12 protein-coding genes are annotated in these 15765 nt (G+C 69.2%); 5 read left to right on the forward strand and 7 right to left on the reverse strand.

Features of this window, described 5'->3' with window-relative positions:
• Positions 1–44 precede the first annotated feature (44 nt).
• The 4 genes from gndA to ACQEVC_RS30955 form a co-directional block, all read right to left on the reverse strand.
• Entirely contained in the window at positions 45–1511 is a 1467-nt protein-coding gene (gene gndA, locus ACQEVC_RS30940) for an NADP-dependent phosphogluconate dehydrogenase (RefSeq protein ID WP_432884539.1), read from the reverse strand.
• 107 nt (positions 1512–1618) lie between these two features.
• Positions 1619–2257, reverse strand: a complete 639-nt coding sequence (locus ACQEVC_RS30945) for a hypothetical protein (RefSeq protein WP_432884542.1) — start codon at positions 2255–2257, stop codon at positions 1619–1621.
• The gene (locus tag ACQEVC_RS30950) at positions 2250–4169 is read right to left on the reverse strand and encodes a dynamin family protein (RefSeq protein WP_432884544.1); all 1920 of its coding nucleotides are present in this window, start codon (positions 4167–4169) and stop codon (positions 2250–2252) included. Before ACQEVC_RS30950 ends, ACQEVC_RS30945 begins: the two co-directional genes overlap by 8 nt.
• Complete coding sequence (locus ACQEVC_RS30955; protein WP_432884547.1) at positions 4166–5683, reverse strand: dynamin family protein; 1518 nt, start codon at positions 5681–5683, stop codon at positions 4166–4168. Before ACQEVC_RS30955 ends, ACQEVC_RS30950 begins: the two co-directional genes overlap by 4 nt.
• A 209-nt stretch (positions 5684–5892) precedes the next feature.
• On the opposite strand from ACQEVC_RS30955, the gene ACQEVC_RS30960 reads away from it, so the two are divergent.
• Both ACQEVC_RS30960 and ACQEVC_RS30965 read left to right on the forward strand, forming a co-directional pair.
• Positions 5893–8508, forward strand: coding sequence for a LuxR C-terminal-related transcriptional regulator (locus ACQEVC_RS30960; protein WP_432884550.1), 2616 nt, complete (start codon positions 5893–5895; stop codon positions 8506–8508).
• A 20-nt stretch (positions 8509–8528) separates the two neighbouring features.
• The gene (locus ACQEVC_RS30965; RefSeq protein ID WP_432884553.1) at positions 8529–9059 is read left to right on the forward strand and encodes a LuxR family transcriptional regulator; all 531 of its coding nucleotides are present in this window, start codon (positions 8529–8531) and stop codon (positions 9057–9059) included.
• A 31-nt stretch (positions 9060–9090) separates the two neighbouring features.
• On the opposite strand, the gene ACQEVC_RS30970 is transcribed toward ACQEVC_RS30965, so the two are convergent.
• Positions 9091–9828, reverse strand: coding sequence for a hypothetical protein (locus tag ACQEVC_RS30970; protein WP_432884555.1), 738 nt, complete (start codon positions 9826–9828; stop codon positions 9091–9093).
• A gap of 493 nt (positions 9829–10321) precedes the next feature.
• Between ACQEVC_RS30970 and ACQEVC_RS30975 the strand changes: the two genes are divergently transcribed.
• On the forward strand, positions 10322–11827 hold the full coding sequence (locus ACQEVC_RS30975) for an HAD hydrolase-like protein (RefSeq protein ID WP_432884558.1): 1506 nt from the start codon (positions 10322–10324) through the stop codon (positions 11825–11827).
• Entirely contained in the window at positions 11824–14004 is a 2181-nt protein-coding gene (locus tag ACQEVC_RS30980; RefSeq protein ID WP_432884560.1) for an AAA family ATPase, read from the forward strand. The genes ACQEVC_RS30975 and ACQEVC_RS30980 overlap by 4 nt, the downstream gene beginning before the upstream one ends.
• Before the next feature lie 7 nt (positions 14005–14011).
• Here the strand turns inward: ACQEVC_RS30980 and ACQEVC_RS30985 are convergent, their stop codons facing one another.
• Positions 14012–14221, reverse strand: coding sequence for a transposase (locus ACQEVC_RS30985; RefSeq protein WP_432891796.1), 210 nt, complete (start codon positions 14219–14221; stop codon positions 14012–14014).
• Between the two features lie 502 nt (positions 14222–14723).
• The gene (locus ACQEVC_RS30990) at positions 14724–15170 is read right to left on the reverse strand and encodes a DUF5980 family protein (RefSeq protein ID WP_432884563.1); all 447 of its coding nucleotides are present in this window, start codon (positions 15168–15170) and stop codon (positions 14724–14726) included.
• Between ACQEVC_RS30990 and ACQEVC_RS30995 the strand changes: the two genes are divergently transcribed.
• The gene (locus ACQEVC_RS30995; RefSeq protein WP_432884566.1) at positions 15121–15753 is read left to right on the forward strand and encodes a hypothetical protein; all 633 of its coding nucleotides are present in this window, start codon (positions 15121–15123) and stop codon (positions 15751–15753) included. The two genes, ACQEVC_RS30990 and ACQEVC_RS30995, sit on opposite strands and share 50 nt — an antisense overlap.
• The last annotated feature ends 12 nt before the right edge of the window (positions 15754–15765 follow it).

Consider the following 15765-nt stretch of genomic DNA (forward strand, 5'->3'; position numbering starts at 1 on the left):
GACCGCCGACCCGTCGGGTTGGCGCGGTCAGCCGCGATTTGCGGTCAGGCCGGAGACTCGGTGCGGGCGCCGGCCCACTGGGTGTGGAAGCTGCCCTCGGCGTCGACCCGCTGGTAGGTGTGGGCACCGAAGTTGTCCCGCAGGCCCTGGATCAGCGCGGCCGGCAGCCGGTCCCGCCGCAGCCCGTCGTAGTAGGAGAGCGAGGAGCCGAAGGCGGGGGCGGGCACGCCGGCCTGGGCGGCGTAGCTGACCACCCGCCGCCAGCTGGCGACGCTCTCCGCGACCCCCTGCACGAAGTACGGCGCCACCAGCAGCGTCGGCAACTGCGGGTCGGCGTCGTACGCCTCCCGGATGCGGTTGAGGAACCGGGCCCGGATGATGCAGCCGCCCCGCCAGATGGTGGCCAGCGCCGCCGGGTCGATGTCCCAGCCGTACTCCTGGCTGCCGGCCCGGATCTGGTCGAAGCCCTGCGCGTAGGCGACGATCTTCGAGGCGTACAGCGCCTTGCGGACGTCCTCCACGAACGCGTCCCGGTCCACCTCACCGGTCGGCGCCTCACCGCTGGCGTCGGCGTACGCCCGGGCCGCGGCGGCCCGCTGGTCGGCGTGCCCGGACAGCGAGCGGGCGAACGTCGCCTCGGCGATCCCGGTGATCGGCACGCCCAGGTCGAGCGCGCTCTGCACCGTCCACCGGCCGGTGCCCTTCTGCTCGGCCTGGTCGAGGACGATGTCGACGAACGCCTTGCCGGTGCCGGCGTCCACGTGCCCGAGCACGTCGGCGGTGATCTCGATCAGGAACGACTCCAGGTCACCCTCGTTCCAGCCGGCGAAGATCTTGCCGATCTCGGCCGGTGTCGCACCCAGCCGCTCCCGGAGCAGGTCGTACGCCTCGGCGATGAGCTGCATGTCGGCGTACTCGATGCCGTTGTGCACCATCTTCACGAAGTGCCCGGCACCGTCCGGCCCGATGTGTGCGCAGCACGCCACCCCGTCGACCTGGGCGGCGATCGACTCGAAGATCGGCCCGAGCTTGCGGTACGCCTCGACCGAGCCACCCGGCATGATGCTCGGGCCGAGCAGCGCACCCTCCTCGCCGCCGGAGACACCGGTGCCGACGAAGTGCAGCCCGTGCTCGCGCAGCGTCTCCTCCCGCCGCCGGGTGTCGGCGAAGTGGGCGTTACCGCAGTCGATCACGATGTCATCGGGTTCGAGCAGCGGGATCAGCTCGTCGATGACGGCGTCGGTGGGTCGGCCCGCCTTCACCATCACGATGACGGCGCGGGGCCGCTCCAGCGAGGCGACGAAGTCGGCCAGCGACTCGCTCGGCACGAACGTCCCCTCGTCCCCGTGCTCGGCGACCAGGCTCCGGGTCCGCTCCGGCGACCGGTTGTGCACCGCCACCCGGTGACCGTGCCGGGCCAGGTTCCGGGCCAGGTTGCGGCCCATCACCGCCAGCCCGGTCACCCCGATCTGGGCCGTGGCGCCGGTACCGCCACTCGTCGTCTCCGCCATCTTGCCGCTCGCTTCCTTCTGGGCCAGGTACGGCCGGTTGCCAGTTCCCGTGCCGGCGTCGGAGGAGCGCGCGGAATCCCGCAGCAGGGCGGAAGGCCCGGTGTTCCTCAGCGCTCGTCCGGCAACCAGAACCGGGCAAGCGTACTCGTCGCCGGGTCGTCGGAGGCGGTCAGCGCCGACCACGGGTCGCCGTCGGCCGGTAGTTCCTCGCCGGCGTACCCGGCCAACTCGTCCGGGGCGACCGTCGTGGCGTCCGGTTCGGACAGCGGCGGCGGCACCGTGGCGTCCGGCTGGCCGAGCAGGGCGGGATCGGTCCACGGGAAGCCGTCGACCGGCTCCGGCGGTGCGCCGAGGTCGGGCAGCTCGGTCGACTCCCACCAGGCCGGTCCGGTGTCGGCGTACGGGTCGAGGTCCGGGTCGGCGCCGACCGGCGGGTCCGCCGCGCCGAAGCCCTCCTCGGCGGGTACCTCGGAATAGCCGTCCGGCCCGAACCCCGACTCCTCCGCCGGGTACGGGTCCGCCTCGGCGTACGGGTCGGCGGTCGGCAGGTCGTCGTAGCCGAGCGGTATCGGCGGGTCGCCGGGCGCCCCGGACAGGTCGCCGGGATCCGGGTCGGCGGCACCGAACCCCTCGACCGGGAAGCCGCCGTCGTCGGGCTGGTCCGGGGTCAGGTCACCGAAGTCCTCACCTTCCGGGCCGCCGAACTCCGGCTGGTCGGCGGACCAGCCGCCCCAGTAGTCAGTCATGCTCCCGCCCTCGTGCGTCGGTGGCCGGGGCCAGCACCCGGGCCCGGACCAGCACCTCGTCGACCTGCTTGACCCGGGCCCGGACCGTCTCCCGCTCCGCCTGCGTCGCGGCCCGGCGCCGGGCCCGCACGGCGCTGTCCTCGGCCGCCGCCGCGTCGATCTCCGCGATCCGCTCGTCGAGCTGCCGCAGCCGGCGCTCGATCGCGTCGTCCAGGGCGAGGGTCAGCGCGTACTGCAGGTCGGTGAACCGGTTGGTGATCTCGTCCGACAGCGCGGCCCGGGCGTCGGCGACCACCTCCCGCAGCCACACCCGGGCCTGCTGCCGGTCGGTGTGCACCCGGCGCCGGTACAGGATGAAGCCACCGGCGGCGAGCCCCAGGCCGAGCCCGGCGAACGGGATCAGCAGGCTGCCGCCGACCAATGCGCCCGCGCCGAGCGCCGAGGCGCCGGCCATCGCGCCCCGGCCGGCCAGGAACGCCATCGACCCGGCCGACATCGCGATCATCATGTTGTCCGGGCCGCCGCCGTCCCGGCGTGGCTTGCTGGCCAGCGCGTGCCGCAGGGTCGCGTTGAGCCGCCCCAGCACGAACCGCAGCTCCTCCGGCTGGAACACCTCGGCGAGTACCCGCTCGCCGACCTGCCGGAACCGCACCTCCAGATCGTCGGAGAGCCGCACCGACAGCGCGTGCAACCCCTCGTCGACCTGCTGCGGCAGCCCCTTGAGCTCCTCGCCCCGGGCCTTGTCGATCCGGTTCAGGAACTCCTCCTGGAGGGTGCCGACGTAACCCCGGAGCAGCCCGGTCGCCTCCACCCGGGCCCGCTGCGTCTCGGTGCTCAACGCCAGCGACCACTGCCGCGACTCGGTACGCTTCCGCGCCGCCAGCGCCGCCCGGTCCTGCTTGATCCGGGCCAGGTCCGCCGGATCGGGGTCGGCGGCCCGCAGCCGGTCGCCGAGTTCCAGGTCGTACCGGACCAGTTCGCTGCGGACCGTACGCAGCAGGTTCGCCTGCCGCAGCAGGTGCCCCCGAGCGGCCACCCCGATCAGGGCGTGCTGCAACTCGGCGATCCGGGACTCCCGGATCAGCTCACCGGCCGCCTCCGCCGGCATCGTCCGGGCCAGCTCGGCCAGCCGGGCCGAGACCGGAAACCACGACGCGCCGCCGAACCGGGGGGCGTGGGCCTGCAACTGCGCCCGGTTGTCGGCCAGGATCGTCCGCCAGCCCGGGTACGCGTCTGTCTTGGTCAGCGCGAAGACCACCAGGTTGACCCGCTTGCTCGCCTCGATCAGGAAGTCGAGTTCCGGCTGGGCGAACGGGGCGGCGGCGTCGACCACGAAGAGCAGGGCGGTGGCCCGGGCCGCCGCGTCCAACGCGATCTGGGCGTGCGCCGGATCCAGCCCGCCGGTGCCCGGGGTGTCGACCAGGCTGAGATATTGCAGCAGCGGCGCCGGATGGGTCACCTCGATGTGCCGGGGTGGACGCTGGTCGTCCGGCAGCCGGCCCAGCGGGGTGGCCCAGTCCCGCAGGTCGGACAGGCGCAGCGGCAGCGGCTCGCCCCGACCCGGCAGGAAGGCCCGGGCGCCGGCCTCCGGCCCGGGCACGAACTCCAGATAGCAGCAGGTGGCGACCGCGACGTCGACCGGCGACAGCCCGGGCACCCCGACCAGCGCGTTGACCAGAGAACTCTTGCCGCGTTTCGTCTCGCCGACCACCACGATCGAGGGGCGGGTCACCACCTGGCGGCGCAGCAGGTCGACCTCGGCGGCGGCGTCCGGGGCGACCTTGCGCAGGAACGCCAGCCCGCCGTCGACCGCCCCGCCCAGCGCCGCGCCGAGCGCCGCCTCCGGGTTCCCGCCGCCACGCTGGGCCGGGGCGGCGGCACCCGACCCGGTGGCGGTACGGCTGGCGGTCACCGCGGGCTCCCCTCGGCGCGTACCCGCTGGGAGAGCAGGAAGAAGCCGCGGTGCGCCACCTGGGCCACCCGGGACTGCGCCGGGCTCGCCCCGGCGACCGCGTACACCCGCCACCGGGTGGCGGCCTCCAGCGCCGCCCGGGCCAACTGCTCCGGCGCGGCGGCCGGCAGGCTCAGGATCCATCGGGGGTCGGTGGAGAGCGCCAGCCGGGTCAGCTCCTGCTCCATCGGCTCCGGCAGCTCCACCGAGCCGGAGCTGACCAGCTGGGCCACCTCCAGCAGCCGCAGGCGGTGGTATTCCGGCTGTTGCAGCACCTGCTCGATCGCGTCCCGCAGCAGTTCCCGCTCCTCGGGCCGGGGAGCGTGGCTGGCCAGCTTCTCCAGGGTGGAGAGCCCCCAGCCGGCCTTGATCGCGTCGGTACGCCACCGGAACGCCTGGTCGAGGGTGTTGCGCAGCCGGGGGAACCCGGACGCCTGGAACAGCAGCCGCACCAGGTCGCCACTGGCGAGCTGCGGCTGGGCGGCGAACTGGGCGATGGCGAAGCCGATGCCGTACAGGTCGAGCAGCCGCAACAGCCGCTCCCGCTGCTCCCGGGGAACCGGGCAGTCCCGGGACGTGAACAGGTCGACCGAGGCGAGCAGCACCGCCCGCTCGCCGGCCGGCAGCCGGGCCATCGTCCGCAGCGCCTCGCAGTCGGCGGCGGTCAGCCGGCCGGCCTCGGTCGTCTCGGCCAGCAGCCCGACGATCGGCACCACCTCGGAGACCACCCGGCGCAGCACACCGGTCTGGTCGGCGGCCAGCGGGCCGGCCACCGGCCACGGGTCGGCCGCACCGCCGACCAGCTTGTCCACCTTGTTGAACAGGCCGAGCGAGTTGATCGGGTTGCTGGCCAGCCGGGCCGAGACCGACCGGAACGCCTCCAGCGCCGCCACGTCGTCGTCCCGGACCGACTGGGTGAAGACGTAGACGATCGCCTCGGCACCGGCGATCGCGCCGGCCGAGTCGTCGTCGATGTTGTCGTCGAACGGGGCGGCCGCGGCCTCGAACAGGAACCGGCGGGCACCCGCGCTGACCGAGGTGTTCGTCGAGGCGAGCCCCGGGGTGTCCAGCACGGTCAGGTCGCGCAGGTGGTCGCTGGTCAGCGTGACGTCGACGTAGGAGATCTCGGCGCGCGGCACGCCGAGCCGCTGCGGGATCATGCCGGCGTCGTCCAGCGGCAGGCTGAGCCGGCTGCCGTCCCGGCGTACCACGTCGACCCGGTCGGCGGTGCCGTAGCGGAACTGGGTGACGATCCGGGTGCACTCGCCGACCTCGGTCGGTGCCACCCGCCGGCCGATCAGCGCGTTGACCAGCGTCGACTTGCCGGCCTTGAGCCGACCGGCGATCGCCACCCGCAGCGGCTCGTCGAGCCGGCGGCGTACCCCCGACACCTGGGTTCCGGTAGCGGCGCCGAGTCGGGGACCGACCTCGTCACAGAGGCCGGCGACCCGGGCGCTGAGCGGACCTGCTCCCATCGCTCGTCAGCCGGCGGTGCGGTCGGCGACAATGGCAGGAACCCGGCGGTGGGGCACGTTCATCTCGTCTGCTGTCCTTCCGACACGACGGCGGGGGCGGGCTGCCCCTGCCGGACATCACACTACGAATATCCTGCCGGCGCAGGATCCCATGTTCGTGCCACCGTCTTCCACGGTGGTCAGGCGTCGACCCGGGCGGGGGAGGGACAGTGCGGCACGCGTCGGTCGGTGATCTGCCCGACCAGTTCCGGCCAGCCGACCTGCCGGGCGACGGGCCGGTCGGCGATCGGGCCCCGGACGTCGTCGCGGCCGGCTCCGGCCTGCTCACCACCCCCGGCCTGGTGGTGCTGCACAGTGGACCCGGTGGCGGGCGCAGCACCGCGCTGCACCGGCTCGGCGCCGCGTTCCGGGGGCCGGTCTTCGCCGGTGGCGGCCTGGCCAGCCTGCCCGGTGAACCGGCGTTCGCGCTGGCCCGCGCGGTCCGGGTCCGGCTGCCCGGGCACGATCCGGCACTGCTCGCCGAGGCGGTCCGGTCCCGGGTACGCGGCGGCCTGCTGCTGTTGGACGACCTCCAGTGGGTCGATCCGGCCACCCTCGCCGCCCTGGTGCCGCTGGCCGCACACTGCCGGATCGCGGTCGCGCTGCGTACCCCGCACCGGCTGCCGCCGGCGGCGGTGGCGGCGCTGCGGGCCGTCGCGGCGGGCTGGCTCGCGGTGCCGCCGCTGACCGTGGAGTCGGCGACCCTGCTGGCCGGGCGGATCGCCCCCGGCCTGGGCCCGTCGACCGTCGCCGACGTGGTCCGGCGGGCCGGCGGGGTGCCGCTGGCGGTGGTGACCCTGGCCCGGCAGGTGGCCGCGCAGCGGGCGGCCGGAGCGCCCCGACCCGGCGGCAGCGGCGAGCGGCGTCCGGAGCCGGTGCCGGCGGACCGCGACGTGGACCAGGTCGGCTACGCGGTGGCGGCGGCGCTGGCCGACCTCACCCGGCCGGCGCGTACCACGATGGCCGCACTCGGGCTGCTCGGCCGGCCGGCACCGGCGGGCGTGCTCGGTGCCGGGGTCGACGAACTGGACGCCGCCGGCCTGGTCACCGTCGAGCAGGACGGCGCCGCGCTGGTCGCCCCGGTGTCGCCGTACGTCGCCGAGGTCGCCGCCGGGCTGCTCGACGAGACCGGCCGGCAGGCGCTGCACCGGCGTCTGGCCGAGCTGGTACCACCGGCCGAGGCGGCCCGGCACCTGGCGGCGGCCGGTGACGGCGCGGCGGCGTACCGGCGGGCGCTGGACGTGGCGGCCGACGCCGACGCCGCCGGTCTCCGCGCCGAGCTGCTGCTGCTCGCCTGCGCGCTGCCCGGCGTCGAGCCGGAGCCGGCGGTCCGGGTCGACGCCGCCCGGGCCGCGCTGGCCTGCGGCCGACCCCGGGCCGCCGCCCGGGTGCTCAGCACCGGCACACCGCTCGGCGTCGACCCGGACCTGCTGCGGGCGGAGGCACTGGTCCAGCTCGCCGACCTGGCCGGCGCCCGGTCGGCGGTGGCCCGGGTACCGGACTCGGCCACCCCCGAGCAGCTCGCCGCCCGGGACCGGATCATGCTCCTCGCCCAGCTCGACGCCGACCCGACCGAGGCGACCCGGGCGGCGGCCCGGATCACCGCCCTGCACGGCCCGGAACCGGCGCATCCGGGCCTGCGGGCCGCGCTGGCGGCGGTACGCGCCGCGAACCGCGCCCCGGGCTGGGAGTCGACGCTGGCCTCGGCCGCCGCCGCGGCGGGTACGGCCGGTGATCCGCTTTCCGCCCGGTGGAGCGCCTGGCTACTGGTCGAGACGCTGCTCGCCGACGGCCGGCTCGGCGAGGCCGGGCAGGCCGCCGAGGCGGCCGAACACGCCTGCGCGGCCGACCTCGCCTACAGCTGGCAGACCCGGTTCCTGGCCGCCCGGCTGTGGTGCGCGGCGCTGCGCGGCGGCCTGCCCGCACTCGACTCCGGCCCGGCACTCGACTCCGACGAGGCGCTGCGCCGGGCGGCCGACCTGACCGACCGGACCCTGCCCCGGCTGGCCCGGGGCTACGCGGTGGCCGCCGCCAGCCTGGTCGAGGCCGACGGCGGCCTGCTCGGCCCGGCCCGGTCCCGGCTGGCGGCCGCCACCGGCGGCTCCACCGGCGCCGACGCGCTGCTCGACTGGGTGAGCCGGGAGGCGGCCTGGCTGGACGGCCAGCCGGACCGGGCCGGCGGAGCATCCTCCGGCGGCCCGCCGCTGATCGACGGGCTGCGCCAGATCACCGCCCGCTGGGCGGCGTACGACGGCGCGGATGCCGGCCCCGGTCCGGCGCTGCCCGGCGGTGCGGTGACCGGAGTTCCGCCGGAGCCTGCGCCGGTGTGGCAGACCCTCGCCGCCTGGGACACCCCGGGCGGCGACCCGGCCGGCTTCACCCGGGCCGCCGACGGCTGGCGGGACCTGGCGGTCCGCGAGGAGGTGCGCTGCCTGCTCGCCGCCGGCCTGCACGAACCGGACCCGGCCCGGAGCGTCCCGCTGCTGCTGACCGCCGAGGAACGCGCCGACCGCGCCGGGCTGGTCGTACTGCTCGGCCGGATCCGCCGGGCACTGCGTCGGCACGCGGTACGCCGCGACATCCGGGGTGCCCGCGCCGACGGCGACCTCACCGACCGGGAACGTGAGGTGCTCCGGCTGGTCGCGGCCGGCGAACCGACCCGACGTATCGCCGGTCAACTGGGTATATCCGCGGAGACGGTGGAGACCCACGTCCGGTCCGGGATGCGCAAGCTGGGCGCCCGCACCCGTACCGAGGCCGCGGCCCTCGCCCTGGAGGCGCTGTGACTGGTGCTGGAGGTGCAGCGATGACCGACCCGCCGCGCTACGTCGTACCATCGGCGACCGACGCGACCACGGTGCTGCGCCGACTGGCCCGGGACGGGTGGGCGACCCGGGAGGGGTTCGCCGTCGCCGAGCCCGGCTGGGACCTGGCGGCCGCCCGGCTGGTGCTGTTCGGCCGGGTACCGGACGCCGACACGGTCCGGCTGGCGGTGCTGGCCGCGGCCCGCGGCGCCGGGGTGGTGGCCATCGTGGACCCGGCCGGCGAGGTCGGCCGGGCGCTCGTCGACGACCTGAGCCGGCTCGGGCCGGTGCACCGGGATCCGGACGAGGTGCCGGAGTCCGACACCGAGTCGGTGGTGAGCCGGCTGATCCCCGAGCAGCGGGCGCTGCTGGAGCGGCTCGCCGACGGCGAGACCATCGCCGCCGCGGCGGCGGCGGAGTTCCTGTCGCTGCGGACCGCGAACCGGCGGATCGCCCAGGCCCGCGAGGCGCTCGGGGTGCGAACCACCCGGGAGGCCGTCCTCGCCTACCTGCGACAGCGCCGCTCCGGCTGACGGGCGCGGATGAGGTGCGACTGCCACTTGATCAACAGAACGGTCGGAACATAAAGAACGGAATACCAGCATCCTCAGCGATGCGCTTGTCCTCATCCGAGTCCCCGACGTACCCGGCACGGCACACTGGCCGGGAGGTGATCGCATCAGCGAGGAGGCGGCACTTGTCCAGGCGTCCTGATAGGAACTCTCTCCCGACGACCTGCATCTCATTGAATATGTGGGCCGGAAGCGATCTGCGCAAAATGCCGGACGTCGACTGAACCGTGCCTCGCGTGATGACAGCTATTTCAGCAATTTCGGACACTGCCACAATGGCTCGCACGATATCCGCATCTAGGATTAGCCGGGCTGTAAGGACTTCCACGAACGCACGCTTCTCGACTGCCACTTGTACGGGATCTGCATCGAGGCTAAGTGCCCGGATAATTCGCCAGGCCATTTCAACGGAGTCCTTTCCCTCATGAAGCGAGGCACGAACGATATGCCGCACCCGCCTTTCTGCCACTCGATCGACGATGTCAAGTGTCAACAGGAAGGACCGGACGTGGATCGGCTCGAAGTCGAGCAGGGTACCACCAAAGTCGAAGCCGCAGAGCTCGAGACCTTCAGCACGAATCCACGCCACAAGCTCGGCTGAGGATCGCAACGCTGTTGTCACGACGAAGGGGGTCGCGTCAGCGCGGAGCATCGCCCCGATAAGGGCGGCCGCCTTGCAACGAACACCACGGTGCTTACCTCCTCCGCTCGATGGCCCGTCCATCCTCACACACATCTGCTGTTACCTGAGGAACTGGCGGGAGGGGCCTAGCGGCGCACCGGCGAAAAGTCATTGAGCCCGCCAGCGGTTATCCCTCTCCTAAACCACACTCCGGACGGATCCACCCGTAACCACGCAAGCCGGCCCGGCTCATACTTGTGGGCTGCGCCGCCACACAATGGACCTTGGCTTCAAGAACTCCGCCGATGGCCGCTCCGCAGTCGATCTTCAAAGGGACATGACATCAGTGATCCAGACCCTGGCGCCGGAGGCCTGAGGGCCCATCTCCCTTCCTCGGTCTTCCAGCGCCGGACGTGGCAGCGGGCGGACCACGCCCGTGCCCAACTTGTCGATCAATCGCAGTCACACGTGCGTTGAACCCCGACCACTGCCGCCGCAGCCAGGCGGAGAAACGAGATCCGAGTAATCAAGATCCTAAGTTGAGGGCGAGTCGGCTCACTGACACGGTGTGTATGTGGGGTGCGTCACGTATAGTCGAACCATGTATCGGTCAGACAATCCTTCGGCTACGACAATTGTTTTTGACTGGTCGGGAACGCTCGTAGACGAGATTGATGCCACGGCGGCAGCGCACGTTAGCGCCATCGCGTTGCTCGGAGGCGCATTACTGACGCCCGGTCAGTGGAAAGAGCGTGTCGGTATGCGATGGATCGACCTTTACAAGGAGCAGAGCGTGCCGGCGAAAAAGCTCAAATATGCGGCACGTACCTTTGAGTACGAGTATCGCAAACGCCTTGATCAGGTCCGACCGACCGAAGGTGCGGCACAAACACTGGCAGAACTGCACGGGCTGGGCATCAGTATGGCAGTCCTCAGTAATCAGCTCCGATCCTGCGTTGTATCTGCGGCAAGGCGATACGGATGGACGAAATATTTCTGCACGATCATGGCCGCCAGAGGGACAGAGGCACCGAAGGCGGACCCTATCGCGTTGTGGGAAATCCTTCGAAGGACGGGGTCCGAACCGGCCAGGACCATCATCGTAGATGATATGACCGAAGGCATTGCCCTCGGCCGCACCGTGGGTCTCGTAACTGTGGGAATTAATTCAGTGCTAGGACGCGACCTCGGGCGCGCTGATTTCCGCATATCCAGCCTTCGTGACCTGACCGAACTCGCACCTCTCGGTGGGACACGGGCCCGGATGGAGCACGAACCGACCGCAACCAGGGAATACCGTAGATATTACGAGCAACGCGAGGCCGATAAATCCACGGGAGACATCCAGAGGATTCCCGGTTGGTATCACGCGGAGAACCAAGCTTTTGTGGACTGGCTGGTACCCATCGTTCAGGCTCAGGCCGGCACGGGCCGTGTAGCAATTGACGTGGGCTCAGGCGCCTCGAGCCACACCCGTGCGCTGATTTCCCGGGGTTTTGACCTGGCCATCCGTGTTGACCTTTCCGCAAATGCCCTCAGGAGGTCGCAGGACTTGATCGAAGCCTCCGGGAGGATACTCGATGTACAGGGTGATGCCGCCCACATCCCCATCAAAACCGGCGCTAGCGATTTCACTCTGTGTGCCGAGGTCCTGGAGCATGTAATTTCACCCACTCAGGTGCTGAGGGAGTTGGAACGCATAACTCGTCCTGGCGGCTGGCTCGTTATTGCGGTTCCAAATTCAACCGCCGGGACTCACATCTTCTTCCGAAGCCTACAACGCAAGAGCTATCACGCGGGACATGTTCGGGAGTACAGGTGGGAGACGATATCGCCAGCGATCGAGGCTGCCGGATTCGCTGTGCACCGGGTACAGTCACGTTGGCTCTTCTGCTACTGGGCATTCTTCTCCCTTGAGCGGGGACGCAATGCTGGAGTGATAAATCGTGCCTTACGAAGGTGGCCGCATTTGGATCGACTCACGCGACGTGTCGTCCATCGCGCCATGTTAATCGAAAACACCATCGCCGGCCGGTGGGCACGACGAGGACTAGGCTTGGTAGTAATTGCCCAGAAGAGGTCTCTCGCTCAAGGGAATAGCGAATGAGCCTCGCGGACATCATCGTACCGATTGTCATTGCCGCCCTGGGGCTCATATATTTGGCACTCTTCGGCCAAAAGTCGGTGGCCGACTGGAACAGATCCCGACGTTCTAGGCGGGCGACGGCACGGTCGAATCGCGCTGTGCACTCCGACCCTCGACCTCTAGAAAACCTACCCGCACCCGACTTCACAAACTTCGTGGGACGCACAGAGGAGCAGGCGAAGATCCATCAGCTACTTCGCCCATATCCGCAGTCTCAACATTCGATTGTATCCATTGACGGCATAGGCGGAAGCGGCAAATCAGCCCTAGCGCTGGTCGTCGCACGGCACTACGTCGATACATTCAGGTCCCTCTTACCCGAAGAGCGTTTTGGTGCAGTCATCTGGACTTCGGCGAAGGAGGAGTTGCTCGCAGCAGAAGGCCCTCGTCCCAGGCCGTCTCGACACCGTACCCTAAGTGACATTCTTGATACGATCGGCATTACCTTAGGGCGAGAGGATATTACGAGATCTAGTGATGACCACAAACTTGAGGCAGCAAAATCAGCTCTAAAAAAGCAGCGGACGCTCATAATTGTGGACAACCTCGAAACAATCGACGACGAGACAGTGTACTCGTTCCTCAGGGAGTTGCCGGCACCGACCAAGGCGATCGTCACAACAAGGTATAAGATTGACGTCGCCGTTGCGATAGCCTTGGACATTCTAAGTGAAGAAGATGCCGCAACCCTGCTCGAGCAGCAATTCTCGGAACACACCGAGAAACTGTCTCAATACGATGAGGCCAGAATACTTCGTCGCTCAGGTAGGCTTCCCCTTGCGATCGTTTGGTCGGCTGCGCAAATTAGGTTGGGCATGCCAGCCGACGAGGTGCTTGACGACAATGGCAGCCAAGATCCGTTAGCGGAGTTTTCTTTCGCTGGACTATGGGCGACGCTGCAAAGTCAGCCGAACGCAGCTAAGACAATAAGAGCAATAGCCACACTTCCACTACCCTCCACGACAGAGATGTTGGCGAACTGTACGCAGATCTCCGTTGACGAAAGTCGCGAGGCACTCTTTCATCTAAGCCGATTGGCGCTGGTGCAGCGCAAAGAGGATGCCTGGACCGTCCATCCGTTGGTGAAGCGCTACACCCTTGACCGGGTGGGCGAGGACTCGGAGCCGTTGCTCGAGCGAGCTGCCGACTACGTTATTCGGAAGCTCGAACGATCGATTGGAGATGAGCGGGTCAAGGCAATCGCAGTCGCCGAATACGCGAGAATTGACGCAGATCGGCCGAATATTGTATTCCTAATTGAGTGGTGTTACAGTAGAGGAGACATGCAACGCACGAAGGATATCGTCGCCGGCCTGGGTTACTATCTGCACGCGCGCGGTCTTTGGAGTGACGCCGTACGTGCGTGGGAGCTGGGCTCGCTCGCCGCAGAGCAGAGCGACGACTCAACACTTCAGTCGCGGTTCCTGACCTACCTTGGTTATATGGCGTTCTTCATGCAGAACGCGGCCCGCGCCCAGTTCTACCATGCGCAGGCGGCGCGCCTGGTTGATTCAACGTCAGCAAACTACCAGCATGCAAGTTTGCTGCGACTTCAGGCATACATTGTCCGCGAGAACGGGGACAGGGTCGAAGCGCTCAACTTGTTCGGGAGGGGCTTGCAAGAAATGCGAGCCTGCGAAAATGCGCACGGAATCTGCCGGCTGTTGAACGACATGGCTGAGACACTTATATTGTCTGGCCAATTTACGGAGGCAGAATCGGTGGCGCAGGAGGCGCTCGCGCGAGCCGACAGGAGCGGGGAACTGATTGAGCGCGTCCGGGCTATTCGTTTACTCTCCGTGCACTCTCGAAAAGTTGGCAATCTGGCGAGGTCGAAGGTGTACGCGATCGAGAGCCGCGACGATGCGCTGGCCTCGGGATGGTGGGAGGACGCCGGTCTTGCGACGCTTGAGCTTGCCAGGTACTCGGCGGAAGTAGGTTTGGTCGAGGAAGCGATAATTCACTCGACTGAAGCCGATTCCTACTTTGAACGCATTGGAGACGCCCGAGGACGTGCCGAAGCGTCTCGTTTGCTGGCCCAACTCAGTCAAAAGGGTCGGTTCGTTGACTTCCCCCGTCTTCGTATCCCCCTGCCGCGCTCGTCCGACAAGACGAACGACAAGACGGAGAAGAGCTAGTGCCTCGTCATGCAGTCTTGAACGGGTAGTCGGGGTGGCGGATCTTGGAACCGGTGGCGAATGCGGTTTTCGGTCGGGCGTGTTGGTTTCGCCAGCGGATGTAGTCGCCGATGGCGGCGTCCTGTTCGGCGTGGGTGCGGTGGTCGGTGCCGTTGAGGGCGAAGTACCGCACCGCGGCGAACTCGGCCTCGATCCAGTTCAGCCAGAAAGCGTAGATGGCACCAGGTCAACGCGGTTGGTCGCGCACCAGACGCGGATCTCGGGATGTTTGTGTTGGGGAGAAGTTGTCGACGATCAGGTAGAGGCGTTGGTCGGGCCAGCGGCGCAGGGTATTGAGGAAGTCGAGGAACTCCCGCCGCCACCTCCCACGGCTCAACATGTTGGGAGACAGCCGCCCGATAAATTCCTCCGAACCGACGGATTACACGATCAACCTCCAAAGACGAGGTACTAGCCTCTGCGTTGCCACCACCGCGAAGCGGCGGATCGCCCAGCCCGCGAGGCGCTCGGGGTGCGGACCGCCCGGGAGGTATTCCCGCCTACTTGCGGCAGCGCCGTTCCAACTGACGGGTGTGGGCTGCACTTCTCATCCTCGGCATGGCGGCGCACGCGCCCCGGCTTCCCCCAGCGCCCGCGGCGGACTGCAGGAGGACCGGAAACGGTTCACTCGTGGTCGGCAGGGTTCGGGGCACGAGTCCCGGGCGGTAGGCCGCTGAGACTCAGACGCAGCCCCAGCGCTCCTGGACCTGGATCGTGACCGGGACGCTCTGCGTCTGCAGCCCGTCCGACGCCGTCAGCACCGGCTGGTACACCCCGAACGGTAGCGGCGGCAGGGTCATCGCGATCAGATTGAGCGCGGTGTGACCGTCGCTCGATCCGGGCGGGATCGGCGCGTGCGGCAGGCTCGTGGTCGTGCCGGCGGGCAGGTTGCGGGCTCCGACCTCGATGGGGGTCGACCACTCTCCGTCGATGGTGATCCAGAAGTACGTCCACCAGGACTCGCCGGCCGGGATGCAGATGCGCTGGCCGATGTTCGTCAGCTGCCAGCCGCCCTCCGGCGTGGTGGTACCCGCCGCAGCGGCGGGCTGGCCGGCGATCAGCGCCAGGGTCAGAGCGGTGACCAGCCCGAGCGCCAACCGAGCGGCGCCGAAGGTCGATCGCAACATCGAAACCTCCCAAAGCTCGTTCGACGGGCGGCTCACACCCGGCATCGTCGTCACTCGAATCGCCGCCCTGAACCCGGCAGCCTACGGTTGTCGTCTCAGAGAGACATCAGAAGCAGCCGAAGCCGCCGAGAAGTCGCCTGTTGATAACTTTCGCGACATGACACAGGGACGTGGATTCTTACTCAAGAAAGCGGCCTTCGCGCTGGCCTTGGCCGCTGCGTTTTCTGCCGGCGTGGCGGTGCCTGCGGGCCCGGCGCTGGCCCAGCCGGCTCCGGTACCGGCGGAGCAGGCTCGGGCTGCGGTGGTGGAGCCGCTCGTCACCGGATGCAACGGGAACCTACCGAGCGGATGGCAGTACAGGTCGTCGTTCCGGTACTGCGCGGAGTGCAGGTTCGCCGGCGAGGCATGGGAATACACCGGAAACTACCTGGCCCACTGCCAGACGTACGGGGATGGTTATCGGCTGTGGACGCTCTGCACCGCCTGCCGGAGCGACGAGTCGACACCGGGTTGGCGGCCGGTTCTGTCGGCACAGTACGAGCACCGATCCCACCACCGCACCGGACATTCTCAGCAAGGGTGAGCGACACGGCTT

It is taken from the genome of Plantactinospora sp. CA-294935, assembly GCF_050936445.1.
Lineage (GTDB): Bacteria > Actinomycetota > Actinomycetes > Mycobacteriales > Micromonosporaceae > Plantactinospora.